A 20629-nucleotide genomic window follows, 5' to 3' on the forward strand; every position below is an offset into this window, starting at 1 on the left:
TTTCAGTTTCGATTGCCTGCAAATGAAGGCCAGCCGACGTGCTGGCCTTTTTTTTGGGCGCTGCGCGAACGGAGCCCTGCCTTGAGTCGGGTCAGTTGCTGCAGTCTGGGCGCACCGGCGGGCTTTCGGCGTACAGTTCCGCGCCTTAGGCAGTCATCACGTGGCTGCTTCTTGCCTTCGAATCTTTTGACCTATGGAACACCCGGGCCGCAGGGCTGGGTGTCGTTTGCCCATGATGCGTCTGTTCTCTTCATCTTCCCTTTGGCGGCCCCTTGCAGGCTTGCTGCTCTTGCTGAGTTTGGTGCTGCAGCCGGGGTTGGCGCGCGCGGACGATTTTCTGGATCCTGAGCAAGCTTTCAAGCTTTCGGTGAAGCCGCTCGATGAGCGTAGCGTCGAGGTCCGGTTTGACATTGCGCCCGGGTACTACATGTACCGTGAGCAGTTCAAAGCGGAGTCGGCAGACGCCAAGTTGGGTGAGCTCGCCATCCCCAAAGGCAAGGTCAAGTTCGACGAGACCTTTCAAAAGGAAGTCGAGGTCTACCGCGAGGCCTTGGTGGTCAAGGTCGCAGTTGAGCAAGCGACTGGGCCGTTCAAGTTGCTGGTCAGCGGCCAAGGCTGCGCAGACAAGGGCTTGTGCTATCCGCCCATGAGCTCTGAGTTCCAAGTACGCCTCTCGGCCTTTGGTGGGGGTGTCAGCGAAGTCAAGCCGGTGCTTGAAGGTGCGTCACTCGCAGCGCAGCAGAGCAGCACGGCAGCGGTTTCCGCGCTGGATGCTGCGTCGATTGCGACTGGTCCGGTGTCGGAGTCGAGTCGGCTGGATGCTGCCTTGCAGTCTGGGAAATTCTGGACTGTGGTCGGCGTCTTCTTTGTTGCCGGCTTGCTGCTGTCGCTCACGCCCTGTGTGTTGCCCATGTTGCCGATTCTGTCGTCCATCATTGTTGGTGAGGCTCAGGGCGGAAAAGCCACCCGTGGGCGCGGTCTGCTGCTGGCGACCAGCTATTCCTTGGGCATGGCGCTGATCTACACCGCCTTGGGTGTCGCCGCCGGCCTTGCTGGTGAAGGCTTGGCTGCCACCCTGCAAAAGCCGTGGGTCCTGGCAGCATTCGCCAGCGCGCTGGTGCTGTTCTCTCTGTCCATGTTCGGCGCCTATGAGATCAGCCTGCCCAGCGGATTGAGTGGTGGGCTCTCGCAGGCTTCGCAGCGACTTCCGGCTGGCCATCTCTTCGGGGTCTTTGTGATGGGCGGTGTGTCGGCCCTGATCGTCAGCCCTTGTGTGGCGGCCCCGCTTGCCGGTGCCTTGTTGTACCTGAGCCAGTCCCGCGATGTGGTGCTTGGCGGCAGTGCACTCTTCGCCCTGGCAAGCGGCATGAGCGTCCCTTTGCTGCTGCTCGGTGCTTCGGCGGGCAGTCTGCTGCCTCGTGCGGGCGCTTGGATGGACGGCGTCAAGCATTTCTTCGGCATGCTCTTGCTTGCTGTCGCGCTGTGGACCGTGCAGCCGGTTCTGCCTGCGGCTCTGTCCCAGGCGCTCTGGGGCGCTTTGTTGATCGGCACCTCTGCCATGCTCGGCTTGTTTCAGCCAGCCCACGCTGTGCACCGCCCGCGTACCTGGTTGCGCAAGACGGCCGCCGTGTTGGCCTTTGTCTATGGCCTGCTGCAGGTGGTGGGAGCGGCCAGCGGCGGCACCGATCCGCTCAAGCCTTTGGCCGGGCTGAGCGTGGCCGAGGCCAGGACTGGCGGCGCGGCAGCTGCCGGTGGGGCATTGAGTTTTCAGAAAGTCCACAGCGTGGCCGAGCTTGACGCGGCTCTCGCCACCGCTGGTCGGCCTGTCATGCTGGACTTTTATGCCGATTGGTGTGTGTCTTGCAAAGAGATGGAGCGATTCACTTTCACCGACCCCGCGGTGCGCCAACGACTGGCTGGGGCACTGCTGCTCAAGGCGGATGTCACGGCCAATACGCCGGCGGACCGCGAGCTGCTCAAGCGCTTCAAGCTCTTCGGCCCGCCGGGCTCGATCTTCTTTGATGCACAAGGCCAGGAGCTGACCAGCGTCCGCGTGATCGGCTTTCAGAACGCCGAACGCTTCCTTTCATCGCTTTCTGCCGCTGGACTTTGACGCCAGGGCGGAAACTGCGCTATACTGCTAGCTTCAGTCGCGGGGTGGAGCAGTCTGGTAGCTCGTTGGGCTCATAACCCAAAGGTCGTAGGTTCAAATCCTGCCCCCGCAACCAAATACCAGTGCAGTGCGGCTCGGAAAGATTTCCTAGCGGTTCTGACAAGAGCCATGAACAACAGCAAGGCTGCCGAATTCGGCAGCCTTTGTTTTCATCACCCATCAGTCGCGGGGTGGAGCAGTCTGGTAGCTCGTTGGGCTCATAACCCAAAGGTCGTAGGTTCAAATCCTGCCCCCGCAACCATCTTGTCGCAGCGCCAACCGTGAGGTTGGCGTTTTGCTTTGTGCGATCGATTTTGCCCGTAGGCCTACGGCACTGTCGTTGCGTCGACACGCTGCTGCGCCAGCCGCACGGCCCGGGTTTTCTTTGTAGCAAGCCAAGAGCCGGATGAGTCTCAGGGACTACGATGCACAGTCTTGCCCAATACATGTGCAAGCGGCTCCGTCTAGAGCCCTGCACCTAAAATGCCGGCCCACGCTGACCTCTCAGCTCCGATTCCTTCCACCGACTCTCATTGATGACCCGGCCTTCGAATCTTCTCCACCTACTGCTGCCGGCGCCCTTGCGCGGCATTCTGGCCAGCGTGCTGCTCGCCCTGAACACTGTGATCGGTGTGGCTTTGATGATGCCGCCGGCGCTGCTCAAGCTCATCCTGCCCTTCTTGCCGGTGCGTCGCCTGTGCGACCGAACCCTCAATGCGATCGCGGCGGGCTGGGTGGCATTCAACAATGCGTGGATTGCGACCTTGAATCCGCAGCCCTGGGATGTCCAGGGCATGGAAGGGCTGCACGAGCGAGGCTGGTATCTGGTTTCGCCCAACCACCAGACCTGGGTGGATATCTTGGTGCTGCAGCGCGTGTTCCATGGCCGCATTCCATTCCTGAAGTTCTTTCTCAAGCGGGAGTTGATGTGGGTGCCCGTGATCGGCCTGGCCTGGTGGGCGCTGGACTTTCCTTTCATGAAGCGAGGCCGCAATGCCAGCTCGCAAGCGGATGACCTGGAAACCACGCGCAAGGCTTGCGAGCGCTTCAAGACCATCCCGACCACGGTGATCAACTTCGTTGAGGGCACGCGCTTCAGTGCTGCCAAGCATGCCGAACAGAACAGCCCGTACCAGCACTTGCTGAAACCCAAGGTAGGTGCCCTGAGCATGGCCATGGCCACCATGGGCGACCAGTTCGAGGCCATGCTGGATGTCACCTTGGCGTATCCCGACGGCACGCCAAGCTTTTGGGATCTGCTCTGCGGCCGTTGCGGGCGTGTAAGGGTGTACGTTCAGCAACGGCCGATTCCCGCCGAGCTGGTCGGAGGCAATCCCATGGCTGACAAGCGCTTGCGGGCAGGTATTTCCATGTGGATCAAAAGGCAATGGTCCGACAAAGATGCCTTGCTTTCTGGCATGCGCGCGCCGGAGTAAGGTGACGCGCGCGATGGTCGGCGGTTTCTTTTTGATCAACTTCCATTAAGGCTATTTGTCATGCGAGTACTCAGCCGCAGCTCGGTGTCCTTCGTCCTGACGGTTTCGGCGCTCGCCGTGGCCGCAGCAGACCTGCAGACATGCCGCAAGATCGCCGACTCCCAGCAGCGACTGAGTTGCTATGACGCGCTCTCGCCTCCAGCTGCTGTTGGCGTGACTGCACCAGCGTCGACGGCTGCCGCCCCAGCTCCGGCCCCCGCGGCTGCTGGCAGTGCCGACGGCTTTGGTCTGCCGGTCACTGCTCGTTCGAGCGAGGCTCAGACCGTGTCCAGCCGTCTGGCCCGCGAACTGGATGGCTGGGGCCCGAATCAGCTCATTCAGCTCGCCAATGGCCAACTGTGGCAGGTGGTCGACGGCAGTAGCGGCGTGCTCCAGGCCGAGAATCAACGCGTTCTGGTGCGCCGCGGCGCTTTGGGGACCTACTTCATGGAGTTCGAAGGGCTCAATCGCTCGCCGCGGGTCAAACGCGTGCAGTGACCTCCGGGGCATCGCTACTCCTGGGCCCTGAAAGCAACGTTTCTTTGCCCGGCGGGCGGATGGCTTGTACCTAAACTAGGACTCGCCTCTGACTATTTGCGCGGCTTGGTGCCGCTTGCCTGATGCCCATGCTTGGCCTGCAGCGTTTTCGGGTCGTAACACCTGCCGCCTTGTGGCGGGAGTTTCGCTTGGGCGGGCGGATGGCCGTACTCGCGGCGCTCGCTGTGGCCGTGGTCGGGGTGGCCCTGACAGCCTTTCTTAGCCTGAGCAAGCACGCCGAGATTGCGCAGGACGCCCAGCTTCGCTTTGACATCCTGGCCGCGCGCATTGAGCGCGAGATTGAGCAGCGCTTGCGCCAGCCGATCTATGGCCTGAAGGGTGCGCGCGGTGTTTATGCGGCCAGCGACTCGGTCACACGTGGCGATTTCCGCAACTATGTGGACTCGCGCCAGATGGAGCAGGAGTTCCCCGGCATCCGCGGCTTCGGCTTCATCGAGCGCGTTCTGCGGGCTGACCTTGATCGTTTCACGGCAGAGGCCAAGGCGGACGGCATGCCCGACTTTCGGGTCCGAAGCAGCCCCGGGGCTACGGCTGAAGACCTGTACGTGATCAAGTACCTTGAGCCCCTGGCCAACAACATCCAAGCCCTTGGATACGACATGGGGCAGGAGCTGCTGCGACGTGAAGCCGTCGAACGGGCGGTGCTCACCGGGCGGGACACTTTGAGCGGGCGGGTCAACTTGCTACAGGACGAAGCCGGCCGGCCTGGTCTGCTGCTCCTGGTGCCGGTCTATCGGCGTGGGGCCGATCCGCAGACCCCGGATCAGCATCTGCGCGCCCTGGTAGGCTTGGTTTACGCGCCCTTGCTGGTCCATGAGTTGATGGCCGGTGTGGCCAAGGTCAGCGAGCAGCTCCTGGACTTCCGCCTGCTCTCCGATGATGGGCCGCAGCAACTGAGCCCCCTCTATGAGACACAGAGTGTGCCGCGACAAGCCGGCTGGCAGATCGAGCGGCGATTGGAGTTCGGCGGCAAGCACCTGCAACTGCAACTGAGCAGCACGCCAGCGTTTGAGCAGCAGATCGACCACGGCCCGGTCCAATGGATTGCTCTCAGTGGCTTGGGCTTGAGTTTGAGCCTCGCGCTGGCAAGCTGGCTGCTGATTTCGGGGCGGCAGCGTGCCGAGGCCTTGGCGGCCGCGCGTACGGCGGATCTGGCGCAGGCGCTTGGAGAGAACCGTTCTCTGCTCAACACCATCCACCAGCACGCCATCGTCTCCATCACCGACCCGGCGGGCACCATCATCGAGGCCAACGAAGCTTTTTGCCGCATCAGCGGCTACAGCCGAGAGGAGCTGCTGGGCAGCGACCATCGCATCGTCAATTCCGGGCACCACCCTGCGGAATTCTGGCGTGGCGTCTGGCATCAGCTGCAAACGGGGCACAGCTGGCGGGGAGAGCTGTGTAACAGGGCCAAGGACGGTCGGCTCTACTGGGTGGATAGCATCATTGCGCCCATTTTTGATCTGCAGGGCAAGCTCGAGAAGTACATCTCGATCCGCACCGACATCAGTGCCGCCAAGCGCGCAGCCCAGCGCCTGCAGAGCAACCAGGTCGTGCTGGACCGTGCCGAGCGTCTGGCCGGGCTTGGCGCCTGGGAGCTGGATCTGGCCAGCGAGCAGCTGATCTGGTCAGACCAAACTTACCGTTTGCATGAGGTCAGCCTGGACTCGCCCGTGACCCTGGAGTTGGCGCTTTCGCACCTGGCCGAGCCCGGCCGAGCGGCCCTGCAAGAGGCCTTGCACGAGGCCGCTTCGGGGCGGGCCTGGGACTTGGAGCTCAGCCTGCGCACGAGCAAGGGCCGCGAGCTGTGGGTGCGCTCGGTCGGCGAGGCGTCCTTCGACGACCACGGCGCCCTGCGGGTGTTCGGCACCTACCAAGACATCACCCTGCAGCGCGCTCTCGAGGCCCAGACTTTGCAGGCCAACCAGGTGCTGCGCAGCGTGCTGGAGAACCTGCCTTGCGCCCTGAGCGTGTTTGATGCCCAGCTCAATTTGCTGGCACATAACGCCCAATTTCGGCGCCTCCTGGACTTTCCAGACGATCTTTTCGACGGCGAGGTCACGAGCTTCGAGCGCATCATCCGGTTCAATGCGGCGCGCGGCGAGTATGGTCAGCCGGCAGACCTGGAAGCCACGGTGCAGCAGATCATCGAGCGCGCCCGTCACCCCAGCGCCCATCAGTTCGAACGCACCCGCCCCAATGGCGACACCCTGGAAGTGCGCGGCTCTCCCATGCCAGGCGGTGGTTTTGTCACCACCTATGTCGATATCAGCGCACGCAAGCGAGCCGAGGCCGAGATCTTGCGTGCCGAAGCGTTGCTGCGTGGCTCGATTGATGCCGTCAATGAAGGCTTTGTGCTCTACGACCCGGACGACCGCCTGGTCTTTTGCAATGAGAAGTACCGCCAGATGTACGCCGCGTCCGCCGACCTGATCGTGCCGGGCGCAAGCTTTGAGTCCATCATCCGCGGCGGCGCCGAACGGGGTCAGTATGCGGAGGCGCAGGGTCGGGTCGATGAGTGGGTGGCCGAGCGCATGAAAGCCCATCGTGAGGGGCAGACCAGTCCCTTGCAAAAGCTTGGTGACGGTCGCTGGGTCCGAGTTGTCGAACGCCGCATGGACGATGGGCATCAGGTCGGCTTCCGCATCGACATCACCGATCTGATGCGCGCCACCGAGGCGGCTGAGAGCGCCTCACGCTCCAAGAGCCAGTTCCTGGCCAATATGAGCCATGAGATCCGCACGCCCATGAACGCCATTCTGGGCATGCTCAAGCTGCTGCAAAAGACCGAGCTGAGCGAGCGGCAACTGGACTACGCCAGCAAGACCGAAGGCGCAGCGCGCTCGCTGCTGGGCCTGCTCAATGACATTCTGGATTTCTCCAAGGTCGAAGCCGGCAAGATGACCCTGGATCCGCAGCCCTTCCGCCTGGAGCCGCTGCTGCGTGATCTGTCGGTGATTCTTTCGGCGACGGTCGGCCCCAAGCCGGTCGAGGTCTTGTTCGATCTCGACCCGGCTCTGCCGCCGGCCGTGGTCGGCGATGCCCTGCGACTGCAGCAGGTGCTGATCAATCTCTGTGGCAATGCCGTCAAGTTCACGCCGCGCGGTGAAGTGGTGCTGGCCTTGCGCCTGCTCAGCCTGAAGGCTGGCGAAGCCGAACTGGAGTTCTCGGTGCGCGACAGCGGCATCGGCATTGCGCCCGAGCATCAGGCACAGATCTTTTCCGGCTTCACGCAGGCTGAGGCCTCAACAACTCGCCGCTTTGGCGGCACCGGGCTGGGCCTGGCCATCAGTCAGCGCCTGGTGCAGCTGATGGGCGGCGACTTGAGCCTGGACAGCGCGCTCGGAAAGGGCAGTCGTTTCGCCTTCACCTTGATGCTGCCGTTGGCGCCGGATGTCGCCGAGGCGCCGGCACAAGTGGCCGCTACAGAGCCGCCGCTGCGCGCCTTGATCGTGGATGACAACCCGCTGTCCCTGGCCCTGCTCGGGCAGATGGCCCAGACCCTGGGCTGGCAGGCCGAGCTGGCCAGCTCGGGCGAGGCCTGCCTGGCCTTGCTGGAGGCCGCCGGGGCCAGCAATCGTGCTTATCAGCTGGTGCTGATCGACTGGCAGATGCCGGGCCTGGATGGCTTCGAGACGGCTCGGCGGATTCACGCCTTGGACGCCGCCGCCACGGCACCGCTGCTGATCATGGTCACGGCCCATGGGCGCGAGGTGCTGAGCCAGCGCAGCGAGCAGGATCAAGAGCTGCTGCAGGGCTATCTGGTGAAGCCGGTCACACCGGCCATGCTGGCGGATGCCCTGCGGGCGGCCCAGGCCCACCTCGGTCGGCCGGTGTCGCCTGCCCTGGCCACGGCCGCCGCGCCGCAGCGTCCCTTGCAGGGTTTGCGTTTGCTGGTGGTGGAGGACAACCCGAACAATCAGCAAGTGGCTCAGGAGCTGCTCGAAGATGCCGGTGCGCTGGTCCAGCTGGCGGGCCATGGCCAGATCGCCGTCGATGTCTTGCGCGCTGACCCCGACGGTTTCGATGTCGTGCTGATGGATGTGCAGATGCCGGTGATGGATGGCTACACCGCCACGCGTGTGATCCGGCAGCAGCTCGGCTTGGTCGAGCTGCCCATCGTCGCCATGACGGCCAATGCCATGGCCTCGGACCGCGAGGACTGCCTGGCCGCGGGCATGAACGAGCATGTCGGCAAACCTTTCGATCTCGAACATCTGGCCCAGGTGCTGCTGCGCTTGAGCGGCCGTGTCGCTCCCGAGGCGCCGGTGCAGCCCGAGCGCAGCTTCCCGACGCTGGCCGTGCCGGGCGCGCTGCGCCAGCGGGCCCAGAGTCTGGGCGTCGACTTGCAGGCCGCTATGGACCGTTTCATGGGCAAGACGGCGCTGTTCCAGCGCATGGTGAGCTCCTTCTGCAAGTCCGCTGGGCAGATGGATGCGCAGCTGCGCAGCTGTCTGGCGCAGGATGACCGCGCTGGCGCCATGTTGGCGCTGCACAGCTTCAAAGGCTTGGCTGCAACCCTGGGCGCACAGCGCCTGTCCGAGCGCGGTGCCGAGGGCGAAACCCTGCTCAAGCAGGGGCAGGCGCTGGGCGAGGCCTGGCTGGTCGATCTGCAGCAGCAGGTGTTGCAGGGCAGTCAGGACTTGCAGCAATTGGCCGGTGAGCTGGCGGCACTGGAGGCCATTCCGGTCGAGCAGGCGCCGCCTGTCGAGGCGGCGGCCGGCGATGATGCGGCCTTCCGCGCCGCTCTGCAGGGCTTCATGCGCATGCTGGAGGATTTCGACATGGATGCCACCGAAGCTTTTGCCGAGCTGCAGCGCCAACACGGGGCGCGCCTGGGTGCGCAGGCTGAGGGCCTGGACGAAGCCGTCAGCGCCCTGGACTTTGCCCGTGCCTTGCAGCTGGCCCGCGAGCTTGTGCCGGAGGCTGCCACATGAATGCCATCGTCAGCAGCCCCAGCGAAAGCTTCAACCCTTTGCAGCAGCTGGGCCGGCGGCCACGCCTGCTGATCGTCGACGACCAGCCGGTCAATATCCAGGCGCTCTACCAGGTGTTCGCTCATGACCACCAGGTCTTCATGGCCACCTCTGGCGCCCAGGCCCTGCAGCTGTGCCGAGAGAAGCAGCCGGACCTGCTGCTCTTGGACATCCAGATGCCCGGCATGGATGGCTACGAGGTCTGTCGTCAGATCAAGGCCGACCCCGAGCTGGCGGCCCTGCCGGTGGTCTTCGTCACGGCACACAGCGATGCCGAGACCGAAACCCGCGGCCTGGACTTGGGCGCGGTGGATTTCATCAGCAAGCCCTTCAGCCCGGCCGTGGTGCGCGCGCGCGTTCGCACGCATCTGACGCTCAAGGTCCAGAGTGATTTGCTGCGTGAACTGGTCTTTATCGATGGTCTGACCGGGGTCTACAACCGCCGGCATTTCGACGAGCGCCTGGCCCGTGAGTTTCAGCGGGCGCGCCGCCAGGGCAGCAGCCTGGCCTTGATGATGATCGATGTCGACTATTTCAAGCGCTTCAACGACCGCTACGGTCATCTGGCCGGCGACGACGGCTTGCGTCGGGTGGCGATGGCGCTGAAGGCCCAGCTCAAGCGCCCGGCGGATTTGCTCAGCCGTTTTGGCGGCGAGGAGTTTGCCTGTGTGCTGCCCGACACCGAGCTGGCCGGTGCCCTGTCCTTGGCCGAAGCCATGGGCGAGGCCATGACGGCGCTGGACATCGCCCATGCCGACTCCGAAGTCGCGCGCTGCTTGAGCGTCAGCATCGGGGTGGCTGCGTTGCGACCGCACGGCACGCTGGCGGCGTCCGACCTGGTCACGGCGGCTGACGAGCAGCTCTATCTGGCCAAGTCCGGCGGGCGCCGGCGTGCCTGCGGCATCACGCTGTAGCGGCGTCGGCCGTCAAGCGCTTGTAGTAGAGCGCCGAGCCATGGAGCCGTCCATCGGCACAGGCTTCATGGTCCGGGATCTCGCCGGCGCGCTGCCAGCCCAGGTGGACGAACACCGCTTCGGCTTGCGATCCGGCCTGGGCCTCCAGCACCAGCAGTGAGCGTCCTTGTGCCTGGGCGCTGCATTCCAGTCGGGCCATCAGTCGGCCCGCAATGCCGCGGCCGCGCGCTTGGCTGTGCACCATCAGCTTTTGCACCTCACCACGGTGGTGCGCATTGCTGTGCGGCGCCAGCGACAGCTGCACCGCACCCTGCAGCGGGCCGCTGGGCACGTGCGCGTCACTGCCGTCGGCGCTGTCGCTGTCGCAGGCAATCCAGAGGCTGTGTTGTGGGCCCAGGCGGGCGAACACGCCGTGCCAGTAGGTCAGGGCTGCATAGCGCGACAGCGGGGCCAGGAAGCCAAGGCTGGCGCCCCGGTGCACACCGTCGATCAGCAGGTCGCACAGTGCCGGCAGCCACTGCAGATCGTTGGGGCCGATCTTGCGCACGCTCAGTGCTTGCTGGCCTTTGACGGCCTGCAGCGCCGAGGCGGTCAGGCATTTGCGGGCGGCCTCGGGCGCCATCAGGGCGCTGCGTGCGGTGAAAGCGCTGGCGGCGGGTTTGGCAGAGAGGATGGTGGAAAACATGGCCTGGCCTCCGGGTGCGTGCAAAAGGAATCAAGAGCCCGGGTGATCCCCTGGGTTTGTCCTGCTTGCATGCAAGCGGCGTGCCAGGCCTCGCGAAATCAGTCTTGTAGACCGGGCTCGGCCTGCAGATGGGCGCGGCCGCCGCGCTTGGCCTCATACAGCGCAGTTTCGGCGCGGCGTTTGAGGTCTTCGATGTCACGGTCGCCATGCCTCAGCTTGGCCCATCCGCCGCTGTAGGCCAGCTCGAAACCGAGCTCCGCTGGTGCACGCTGCGCCAGGGCGGTGCGCAAGCGCGCATCGAGGGCCTCAGGGCCCTGGGCGTCGCAGCGCGCCATCAGCACGCCGAACTCTTCAGGGCCGATGCGCCCGGCCAGGTCGCCGAGCCGCATCTGCGCTTGGATGCAGCTGCCGAACAGGGCCAGGGCGCGGTCGCCACCTTCATTGCCGTGGCTGGCGTTGATCGCCTTCAAATGGTCCAAGTCCAGCAGCACGAGGGCCAGCGGCTCCTGGTGCCGGCGCGCCATGGAGATCAGCGCCACCGAGCGGGCCGCGAAGGCGCGGGCGTCGGCCAGGCCGGTCAAGCTGTCGGTCTGGGCCAGGCGAGCCAGCTCAGCCTCCGCCTCGCCGCGCCAAGCCAGCACCAGGCCCAGCAGGCCGGCCGTCAGGCTCCAGTGCACGGTCAGTCCGAGCAGGCTGTTGGCCGCGCCGGCCAGATGCAGATTGGCCAGGCTGCTGGCATCTTGCAGGCCCACAGCCGTCAAGGCAGCACGCAGCAGGCAGATCAGGCCGATCGGCACGATGGCAGACAGCAGCAGTGCGCGCCAGCGCAGGCTGACACTGCTGGGCTGCAGTTCGGCTGCGGTCGCGCTCATGTCTGGGTGCAGCTCCTGCGGCGGCCGCGGCAGGGCCAGGCTCAAGGTCAGCATCAGGCATTGCAGGCCCAGCCAGGCCTGGCTCCAGGCCAGACGGAAGCTCACGCTGTCATGAAAGTGAATGCCATAGCCCAGGCCCAGCAACACCGGCGCCGCTGCCATCAGCCAGAGGCCCCGACGGCGCAGCAGCCAGAGCTGCAAAGCCCACCAAAGGGCGCTGAGGCTGGCGCTGAAGGCCACCATGGCGAGGGTTTGCAGGCCGCGCGCCAGCTCGGGCTGATTGACGCTGGCCTCGATCAGCAGCCAGCCGAGCGCGTTCGCACCCATGCAGGCCTGGGCCCAGCGCGTGGCCGGGCCGCTGCGCCAGCCACTCAAGGCCAAGAACAGGAGGGCCGCAGCCAGGGCCTGCACCAGCAGCACATTGAACAGCGTGGGGTTGTCAAACAGCATGGTGGCGGGCTCTGGTTGTTCTTGTCGCTTGCAATGGACGCAGGGCGGCTTGATGGATTCTCTACTGGAAGGCCACCTCGGCAAAGCTGCGCAGCTTGCGGCTGTGCAGCTGCGCGGCCGAGCCCTGGCGCAGCAGCTCGACGGCACGCAGGCCGATCTGCAGATGCTGGTCGACGCGGGCACGATAGAACTGGTCGGCCATGCCGGGCAGCTTGATCTCGCCGTGCAGGGGCTTGTCGCTGACGCAGAGCAGGGTGCCGTAGGGCACGCGCAGGCGCAGGCCGTTGGCGGCGATGGTGGCGCTTTCCATGTCCAGGGCCACGGCCCGGCTCTGGCTGAAGCGGCGCTCGGGGCCGCCGTGGCGGGTCTTGGGCAGCAGCTCCCAGTTGCGGTTGTCGGTGGAGGCCACCGTGCCGGTGCGCAGCAGGCGCTTGAGCTCCAGGCCGCTGAGCTGGGTGATGTCGGCCACGGCGGTTTCCAGCGCCACCTGCACCTCGGCCAGGGGCGGGATGGGCACCCACAGCGGCAGGTCTTCGTCCAGCACATGGTCCTCGCGCACATAGGCATGGGCCAGCACATAGTCGCCCAGCTGCTGGCTGTTGCGCAGGCCGGCGCAGTGGCCCAGCATCAGCCAGGCATGCGGGCGCAGCACGGCCACATGGTCGGTGATGGTCTTGGCATTGGCCGGGCCGACGCCAATATTGATCAGGCTGATGCCGCTGCGGTCGCGCCGGATCAGGTGATAGGCCGGCATCTGCGGCAGGCGCGGCGGCAACTGGCCCAGGGCATCGGCGTCCTCGGCGCTCAGGCCCACGCGGCGCGTGATGCGGTTGCCCGGCTCGACCAGGGCGATGCAGTCGTCCAGCTCATGCGGGCGGTTTGGGTCGGGCCGCTCGCGCATCAGCGCCAGGCCCAGCTTGACGAACTCGTCGATGTAGAACTGGTAGTTGGTGAAGAGCACGAAGTTCTGGAAGTGCTCGGGGCTGGTGCCGGTGTAGTGGCGCAGGCGGTGCAGGGAGTAATCCACCCGCGGCGCGGTGAACAGGGCCAGGGGCTGGGGCGCACCGGGTGGCAGCTCCTGCGTGCCGTTGGCGATGCCGTCGTCCATATCGGCCAGCTCGGGGAAATCGAACAGGCTGCGCAGCAGGCGGCGGCGCTCGGGCGCCAGCTGGCTGTCCAGGCTGGCCTGCTCGTCGAGCGCGAAGTGCAGGGGGATGGGCTGCTTGCTGCTGCAAACCTCCAGCTCCACGCCGTGGTTCTGCAGCAGCAGCTCGAACTGTTCCAGGTAGTAGCGCGCAAACAGCTCGGGGCGGGTCAGCGTCGTCTCGTAAACGCCGGGGCCGGCCACAAAGCCGTAGGCCAGGCGCGACACCTGGCGCTGCTCGCGCGCGCTGCTGCCCACGCGCAGGCGCAACAGGGGGTAGCAGGCGCGCACCGGGGCGATGTCCTGGCCGGCGAGAAAGTCCTGCAGCGCGCGGCGCAACTGCTGCAAGCCGGCCTGGTAGATCTGCTGCACATAGGCCAGGGCCGGGGCGGCCTGGTCAAAGGTCTGGGGCGCGAAGAACAGTGAGTCCATGAGGCAGTGTCGGGCGGGTTGGGCGCGGCCGAGGCGCTGCGCCATCGGCCTTGATTGTGGCCCCGGCCAGGACAGCCTCGACCTCTCCGCGACCCAGGGCCAGATCGTTCAGCGCCCGACCATCCATCTCGCGCAGCTCGGCCCGTGCGCGGCGGGCTTGCTGGCTTTGTTTCAGCATGCGCAGCAGGGTTTGTGGGAGCAGAGAGAAAGGCTTGGAGCTCATGGCGTTCACCGTGTGGGTTGCGAGTGGTTGCCATCTTGGGTTTTGAGGTATGGTTTGAAAAGTTGAATGAACTGATTGGAAAGATCAGGAAAACTGATGCGATGCCTGAGCCTGGACCAGATCCGCACCTTGGTGGCAATCGCCGACCTGGGCAGTTTTGCCGCCGCCGCCCAGGCCCTGCACCTGGCGCCGCCGACGGTGAGCCTGCACATCAGCGAGCTGGAATCGCGCCTCGACGCCACACTGCTGCTGCGCCGCAAAGGCGCGCCGCGCGCCGATGCGCGGGCCGCTGGGCTGAGCCTGACCCCTGCCGGCCAGGAGCTGGTGCAGCGCGGCCGTCAGCTCTTGCGCGATGCCGAGGACGCCGAGGCCCAGGTGCGCCGCCATGCGCGCGGCCTGGTTGGGCGGGTGCGCCTGGGCACGGCCACCGGTGTGGTCGTGCATCTGCTGCCGCAGGTGCTGGAGGCGCTGGCTCAGCAGCATCCGGGCATCGATGTGGAGCTCAGCGTGCTGGGCTCGGCCGACACTTTGGCGCGGCTCGATGCCGGGCGCCTGGACATCGGCCTGGTCACCTTGCCCTTGCCCGGCGGCACCGGCCTGCGCTGCACGCCCTGGCGGCGCGATCCCATGGTGGCTTTTCTGCCGGCCGACTGGGAGGCGCCCGCGCAGCTGGACCCGGCCTGGCTGGCCGACAAGCCGCTGATCTTCAACGACAGCAGCACCCAGATGTACCGTATGACCATGGCCTGGTTCGGTCAGGCCGGCTTCAACCCCAGCGCCCGCATCGAGCTCAATTTCACCGAGGCGATGAAGAGCCTGGTGGCGGCCGGCTACGGCGCGGCCCTGCTGCCGCTGGAGAGTGAGCCGGAAGCCGAACGTCTGACCCGCCTGGTCGGCCAGGAGCGCATGCAGCTGCGCCCCCTGAACCCGCCGCTGAGCCGCGAGCTGGCCCTGGTCCATGCCGACGAGGCCATGCTGCCGCCCGGCGCGGCGCCGGTGCTGGAGGTGTTGCGGGCTTTTGCTCAGGCCTGAGGGGCGCGTTTCTTGGGCGGGTCCCTTCAGCGGGCCAGCGTCACCGCCGCCAGCAGCAGCCAGGCGCTGTGCGGCAGCCATTGCTCGTTCCAGCGCCACTGGTCTTCGCTCGGGCCATTGGCAAAGGCCAGGCCCCCGCCGGCCTCGCTGTCCGGCGCGCCGGTGATGCCGTTGGACACACCGCCGCGCAGCATCACGCCCGCGCTGCTGGGGGCTGCTGGCGGGTTGCGCGCACCAAAGCCGTAGAGCATGGAGATGCCGTAGGGGTTGCGGCCCAGGATCCAGTCCAGCTGCGCCTGGGCGCTGCGGGCCAGGTCGGCACGGATGCCGAAGTTGGCGCTTCCGGCGGGCACGGCCGATGGCTCCAGTGCCCGTCCGGCCAGCACGGCGGCTGTGCTTAGGGACGCCAGGCGGGCGCTCTCGCCCTGCCACCAGTAGCCGGTTTCATTGCGGTGCGGCATGAAGAAACCGCTCTGGATGGGGCCGGGTGTTCCGCCTGCTGCGGCCAGGCGGAAGCGCTGGCGGGCGTAGCCGTAGGGGTTGGCCACGGCCTGGTCCAGACGCTGCTGCGCGTCCAGCGCACGGCCCAAGGCTTGCCGCACAGAAGCTTGCCTTGCGGCCTCGGGCTCGATGCTCAGGTAGTGGCTGAGGCTGATCAAGGGCAGGCCAGCCTCGACCGCGTGGTAATGCGGGCGCTGACCCACGGCATCGCTGTAGAAATGGCCTTCGCCGTCCTGCCGCTGCAGCATCTGCGCGGCGCGTTCGCGCGCGGCTTGCAGGTACTCGGCGTCGCCAGTGGCGCGCAGTAGTTCCACCGCTGCGAGCAGGGCGCTGTAGTCGTCGATCAGGTTCTCCTGGCCGTTGGCGCAGTAGCTGCGGCCGAAGGTTTGCAGATGGCTGAAGGCCCGGCGCGCATCGGCCAAGTAAGTGGCGCCGCTGAACTCGCCCTGGCGCCCGCTGCTCTCGGCCAGCAAGGCGGCACGCGCCAGCGCGGCGATGGCCAGGCCGCCGCCGGCGCGGAAGGCGCTGCGGTAGCCTCGGGTGTAGACGCCGTCCTCGCCCTCGTAGCCCACCACCATGCGTTCGGCATCGGCGGCGCCCCAGCGGTCGAAGACGGTGGTGTAGAAGTAGCCCTCTTCGTCCAGCACGCGGTGCAGGTAGTCGGCGCCCCAGAAGGCCTCATCCTGGGCCTGGCGCAGCAGGCCGGCGCGGGCGAACAGACCGGCCGATTCATGGGCGCTGTGGGCCAGCACCCACGCGGCCATGGGGGCTTGTTGCGGGTTGAAGAAGTTGGCGTAGCCGAGGTGGGACAGGTATTTGCCGGTGTCGCCACCGGCATCGCGCCAGCCGCCCCAGACATCGACGACACGGTCGGTCTCAAAGATGCGGCGGCGGCGATCGCCTTCATCGAGGTGGCGCGACTGGCGGAAGTAGTCCAGCAAGGCCCCGGCCGTCTGGCGGAACAGGGCTTGCGGCTCCACCTGCACCGTGGCCGAGCGCACATGCTGGCCGCCGACCCACACCTCGACCTGGTAGCGGCCGGGCGCCGTCAACGCTGAAAAGTCGACCTGGAAGTGTTGACGCCCCGGCGTCCAGGCCTCGAAAGCGGGCAGGGCGCTGAGCGGCCCTTCGGTCTGCACCCGGCCCTCGCGCAGCACGCGGTAGCGCCCGCTGCTGGCGCGGCCGGCCGAGCTGACCACGGCCACCTTGGGCCCCAAGCTGTCCAGCCCCACCTGGTTGATCTGCACCTGCAGCGCGGCCCGGGGCAAACGCACCAGGCCTTCGACCTTGGCGCTCGGGGCGCCGTTGGCGCTGCCGAGCAAGCCCAGACTCAGGCCGGTGGCCGCCAGCCAGAGGGCGCGCCGACGCGGGCAGGGACAGGCGGGGTGCGGGGGAGATGGCTGATGCATGGGCGTGGCTCGTGAATCGAAGCGGGTGGGGATGATTGGGAAAGGGGTGGAATGCCCGGCGGACCATAGCGACCCGGGCTGCGATCGTCAATACATACAACCACTAGAAGTAATAAAATGAAGGATGAGCTCAGTGGGGCAGGCGCCGAACGGCCGCCCGGGCCCCCTGGCTTATGATTTCAGCGACATCACGAGGACTTGAATCCATGCGAACCATAGGCCGCGGCGCCACCCAGCAATCCAGTGCTCCTTACAACCGCCGGGTCGTCTTGGACTTCATCCGCCAGCAGGGCGCGGCCTCGCGCAAGGACATTGCCGACATGGTCTCGCTGAGCCCGCAGACCGTGGCCAATATCACCAACGATCTGGAGTCCATCGGCCTGATCGTCTCGCGCCGGCAGAAAGTGGACAAGACGCGCGGCCAGCCGCCGATTGCCTTTGAGCTGAACCCGGAAGGCGGTCATGCCATCGGCGTCAGCCTGGAGCCCGGGCGTGTGTCGGCGGCGCGGGTCAATCTGGTCGGTGATGTGCTGGAGCGCAGCGAGATCGAGCTGGACACCAGCCACCGGCAAAACCTGCTGGCTGCCATGCTGGCCCAGGTGCTGCAGCTGCGCAAAGGCACGCGTGAGCGGCTCTGGGGCATCGGCGTGGCCCTGCCGGGGCCGCTGGGCGCCACCGACATCAGCTTCCTCGGCCCCACGGCCATGGAGGGCTGGGCCGATCTGTCCTTGCTGGACGAGCTGCGCGATGCCGCCCGGCTGCCCCTGTTCTACAGCGTCGACAGCGTGGCCGGCGCCCTGGGCGAGACCCTGTTCGGCGTGGCCCAGTCCCTGGACAACTTCTTTTACCTGCACCTGGGCCTGGGCCTGGGCGGCGCCCTGGTGGTGAACCGCAATGCCTACCGCGGCACCAATGGCAATGCCACCGAGATCGGCCATGTGCCGGTGGTGCCCGGCGGTCTGCCTTGCTACTGCGGCAATTCCGGCTGTCTGGAGCGTTATGTCTCCATGCATGCCTTGGCCGAGGCCCTGGGCCTGAGCGACCCGCAGCTGCGCGCGCCCGAGCTCTTGGCGCGGCTGGCGGACCCGGCCGATGCGGTCGTCAAGGCCTGGTGCCAGCAGGCCGGTGAGCGCCTGCGCGACGCCATCTGCATGATCGAGAACATGCTGGATCCGCGCGCCATCGTCATCGGCGGCGGGGCGCCCAAAGTGCTGGTCGAGCGCTTGCTGGCCGCCGCGCAGCCCCTGCGTCGTTCGGTGCGCGGCGGCGTCGGTGATCCGGATCTGCGCCTCTTGCTGTCGGAGCGCCAGGGTGACAGCTCCATCCTCGGGGCGGCCGTGTTGCCGATCTACGAAATGCTCTCGCCACGGCTGGAAACCGTGCAACAGGACCGCCGCCCGGATGCCGATGTGGCCGAGCTGCTGGGGCACCGCAGCGGCGGCCGCTGGGGTGGCTGAAGCGGCGATGAAAAATAAACACATCCATTGGATTTAATTATTGACGAGGCGATTCGGGCCGACCTATAGTCGCGCCCCATGGATCGCAACACCTCTTCTTCGTCCCCTCTCATCTGCGCCATCGGCGACATCGGCGTCGATCTCGTCATGGGCATGCTCGATCAATGGCCGGAGCTGGGCACCGAGCTGGTGCTGCCGCGCAGCGAGCTGCGCGCCGGTGGCTCGGCCGGCAACGCCGTGCTGGCCCTGCGCCACCTGGGCGCGCCGGCACGCTTGGTGTCGGCCGTGGGGGATGACGACTTTGGCCGCTGGCTGAGCGCGCAGTTCGAGGGCGTGGATGCCCGCCTGGCGGTCTGCGAGGTGGCTTCCACCGTCTCGGTCGGCCTGATGCACCGCTGCAGCGAGCGCAATTTCTTCACCACCGAAGGCCATCTGGCCGCCTTCAGCCTGGAGCAGGTGCTGGAGCGCGTGCCGGCCGCTGCACCGGGCAGCATCGCCTTGCTGACCGGCGTGTTCCTGCTGCCGCGCCTGCGCCCGCACTACCCGCAGCTGCTTGCCGAGCTGCGCGCCCGTGGCTACCAGCTGGCGCTGGACACCGGCTGGCCCAGCGAGGGCTGGACGGAGGCCGTCCGGGCCGAGGTGCTGGCTTGGCTGCCGGACTGCGATCACCTGCTGCTCAATGAGCTCGAGGTCCGCCAGCTGGCAGGGATCGAGGATGTCGATCAGGCCATTCGCATCTTGCAGGCCCATCTGCCGCCGGGTGGCACCTTGGTCGTCAAAGCTGGATCGCGCGGCGCCTTGGCGGCGCGGGGCTCGCAGCGCTTGCGCCAAACTGCCGAGGCGGCTGAAGTGTTTGACACCATCGGCGCCGGCGACAGCTTCAACGCCGGCTACCTGGCCGCCTGCCTGCGCGGCGCCCCTCTGCAGCAGGCCCTGGCCTGTGCTTGCCAATTGGCTTCGGCGGTTCTGGCGCGCTTCCCGCGCCGGGGCATCCAGCCGGGCGAGTTCCGTGAACTGCTGCTGGCCCAGCCGGCTTGAAGCTAGACCGAAAGACCGAGGAGGCCCGAATGAGACAACAGCGCCATGGCATCGTCATCTACATCCTGGTGATCTGGTTCGCGATCTCCTTCGTGACCAATCTGATCGGCCCGCTGATGCCGGTGCTGATCGAGGACTTCCATCTCAGCCTCGGGATGGCGGGCTTTCTGCCTTTTTCCTTCTTTCTCGCTTACGGTCTGGTGTCGATTCCCGGCGGCCTGCTGGTCGAACGACGCGGCGCCCGCTTCACGCTGGCCCTGGCCTTTGCCCTCAATCTGATCGGTGCCCTGGCAATCGCGCTACAGCCGGTGTATGCGGTGGTGATTGGCGGGCTGTTCGTGATCGGCCTGGGCATGGCCTTATTGCAGGTGGTGATCAACCCGCTGATGCGCACGGCCGGCGGCGAGGCGAATTTCGCTTTCTATTCGGTGATGGGGCAGCTGGTGTTCGGCCTGGCGTCCTTCATCAGTCCCTGGGTCTTCCAGCGCTTGATGGCGCGCCCGCCGGCCCATCCCGGCGCGCTGGTCTGGGTCGATTTCTACTGGGCGTTTGTGTTCGCCTTTGCCGCCCTGGTGCTGCTCAATCAGCGTCTGCCCCTGCCTCAGGTGGAGTTGCGCGAGGATGAGCGCATGGGCGGCTGGTTGGCCTACCGCGAGCTGCTGCGGCGGGTTGATGTGTGGTGTTACTTCCTGGCCATCGTCGCCTACGTCGGCACCGAGCAAACCCTGGCGAACTGGATGTCGCAATTCCTCAGCAGCCAGCATGGCCTGTCGGCCACGGCCGAGGGCGCCGATGCGGTGGGCCAGTTCTGGGGCCTGATGTCCCTGGGCTGCTTGCTGGGCCTGCTGCTGCTCAAGCTGATGGACTCGCGCCGGGTGCTGGCCCTGTTCGTGCTGGCGGCCATGGCCAGTGTGGCGGCCGCGCTGTTTGGCAGTGCGAGCCTGGCGCTGTGGGCCTTTCCGGCGGCTGGCTTTTGCCTGTCGGTGATGTTCTCGGTGCTGTTCTCGCTGGCGCTGAACTCGGTGCCCCTGCACCACGGCGCCTTCTCAGGCATCTTGTGCACGGGCATTCTGGGCGGCGCGGTGCTGCCCATGCTGGTGGGTCAGCTGGCCGAGACCACCGGCCTGCGCCTGGCCATGTGCAGCGTGTTTCTCAGCCTGGCCTATATCTTCAGCGTGTCGATCTGGGCACGGCCTCTGGTCAGCAACCAGATGCTACCGCTGTCCGAACTCTTGCAGCGGGCGCGACGACGAGCGCCGGCCACACCGGCGCAGCCCTGACGCTGCCGTCGAGCTTCTCTCCCAGTTTTTC

General features: G+C 66.4%; 14 protein-coding genes and 2 tRNA genes. 11 read left to right on the top strand and 5 right to left on the bottom strand.

The window, feature by feature from the left end; genetic code table 11:
* The first annotated feature begins 235 nt into the window (after nt 1-235).
* From dsbD to LNV28_RS13530, 7 genes are all read left to right on the top strand, one after another.
* Nucleotides 236-2113, top strand: coding sequence for a protein-disulfide reductase DsbD (gene dsbD / locus LNV28_RS13500; protein WP_263521057.1), 1878 nt, complete (start codon nt 236-238; stop codon nt 2111-2113).
* 38 nt (nt 2114-2151) lie between these two features.
* Nucleotides 2152-2228: transfer RNA gene (locus LNV28_RS13505), tRNA-Met, on the top strand.
* Nucleotides 2229-2337: 109 nt separating this feature from the next.
* Nucleotides 2338-2414, top strand: a tRNA-Met gene (locus tag LNV28_RS13510).
* 274 nt (nt 2415-2688) lie between these two features.
* On the top strand, nt 2689-3588 hold the full coding sequence (gene yihG / locus LNV28_RS13515) for a 1-acylglycerol-3-phosphate O-acyltransferase, YihG family (RefSeq protein WP_263519161.1): 900 nt from the start codon (nt 2689-2691) through the stop codon (nt 3586-3588).
* Nucleotides 3589-3648: 60 nt separating this feature from the next.
* Nucleotides 3649-4125, top strand: coding sequence for a hypothetical protein (locus tag LNV28_RS13520; RefSeq protein WP_263519160.1), 477 nt, complete (start codon nt 3649-3651; stop codon nt 4123-4125).
* 200 nt (nt 4126-4325) lie between these two features.
* The gene (locus LNV28_RS13525; protein WP_263568984.1) at nt 4326-9122 is read left to right on the top strand and encodes a CHASE domain-containing hybrid sensor histidine kinase/response regulator; all 4797 of its coding nucleotides are present in this window, start codon (nt 4326-4328) and stop codon (nt 9120-9122) included.
* Nucleotides 9119-10075: a diguanylate cyclase gene (locus tag LNV28_RS13530; protein ID WP_263519158.1), complete on the top strand. Its 957-nt coding sequence runs from the start codon at nt 9119-9121 to the stop codon at nt 10073-10075. The genes LNV28_RS13525 and LNV28_RS13530 overlap by 4 nt, the downstream gene beginning before the upstream one ends.
* Here LNV28_RS13530 and LNV28_RS13535 read toward each other — a convergent pair.
* From LNV28_RS13535 to LNV28_RS13550, 4 genes are all read right to left on the bottom strand, one after another.
* Nucleotides 10065-10760: a GNAT family N-acetyltransferase gene (locus LNV28_RS13535; protein WP_263519157.1), complete on the bottom strand. Its 696-nt coding sequence runs from the start codon at nt 10758-10760 to the stop codon at nt 10065-10067. The two genes, LNV28_RS13530 and LNV28_RS13535, sit on opposite strands and share 11 nt — an antisense overlap.
* A 98-nt stretch (nt 10761-10858) precedes the next feature.
* The gene (locus tag LNV28_RS13540) at nt 10859-12082 is read right to left on the bottom strand and encodes a GGDEF domain-containing protein (protein WP_263519156.1); all 1224 of its coding nucleotides are present in this window, start codon (nt 12080-12082) and stop codon (nt 10859-10861) included.
* Nucleotides 12083-12143: 61 nt separating this feature from the next.
* Nucleotides 12144-13658: an AMP nucleosidase gene (locus tag LNV28_RS13545; RefSeq protein ID WP_263519155.1), complete on the bottom strand. Its 1515-nt coding sequence runs from the start codon at nt 13656-13658 to the stop codon at nt 12144-12146.
* Complete coding sequence (locus tag LNV28_RS13550; RefSeq protein ID WP_263519154.1) at nt 13624-13881, bottom strand: YjiS-like domain-containing protein; 258 nt, start codon at nt 13879-13881, stop codon at nt 13624-13626. The genes LNV28_RS13545 and LNV28_RS13550 overlap by 35 nt, the downstream gene beginning before the upstream one ends.
* A 96-nt stretch (nt 13882-13977) precedes the next feature.
* Between LNV28_RS13550 and LNV28_RS13555 the strand changes: the two genes are divergently transcribed.
* Nucleotides 13978-14913, top strand: a complete 936-nt coding sequence (locus LNV28_RS13555; RefSeq protein ID WP_263519153.1) for a LysR family transcriptional regulator — start codon at nt 13978-13980, stop codon at nt 14911-14913.
* A gap of 26 nt (nt 14914-14939) precedes the next feature.
* On the opposite strand, the gene LNV28_RS13560 is transcribed toward LNV28_RS13555, so the two are convergent.
* Nucleotides 14940-16823 (bottom strand): glycoside hydrolase family 9 protein, encoded by a 1884-nt coding sequence (locus tag LNV28_RS13560; protein ID WP_263519152.1) that lies wholly within the window; start codon nt 16821-16823, stop codon nt 14940-14942.
* Between the two features lie 206 nt (nt 16824-17029).
* Between LNV28_RS13560 and LNV28_RS13565 the strand changes: the two genes are divergently transcribed.
* From LNV28_RS13565 to LNV28_RS13575, 3 genes are all read left to right on the top strand, one after another.
* Nucleotides 17030-18280 carry an ROK family transcriptional regulator gene (locus tag LNV28_RS13565; protein WP_263519151.1) on the top strand — a complete coding sequence of 417 codons (1251 nt, stop codon included), beginning with the start codon at nt 17030-17032 and terminating at the stop codon, nt 18278-18280.
* 78 nt (nt 18281-18358) lie between these two features.
* A complete protein-coding gene (locus LNV28_RS13570) occupies nt 18359-19318 on the top strand; it encodes a carbohydrate kinase family protein (RefSeq protein ID WP_263519150.1) in 960 nt (319 codons plus the stop codon).
* A gap of 29 nt (nt 19319-19347) precedes the next feature.
* Complete coding sequence (locus tag LNV28_RS13575) at nt 19348-20598, top strand: MFS transporter (RefSeq protein ID WP_263519149.1); 1251 nt, start codon at nt 19348-19350, stop codon at nt 20596-20598.
* Nucleotides 20599-20629 lie beyond the last annotated feature (31 nt).

Origin of the sequence: Paucibacter sp. DJ2R-2, assembly GCF_025717675.1 — a bacterium.
Classification (GTDB): Bacteria; Pseudomonadota; Gammaproteobacteria; order Burkholderiales; family Burkholderiaceae_C; genus Paucibacter_A.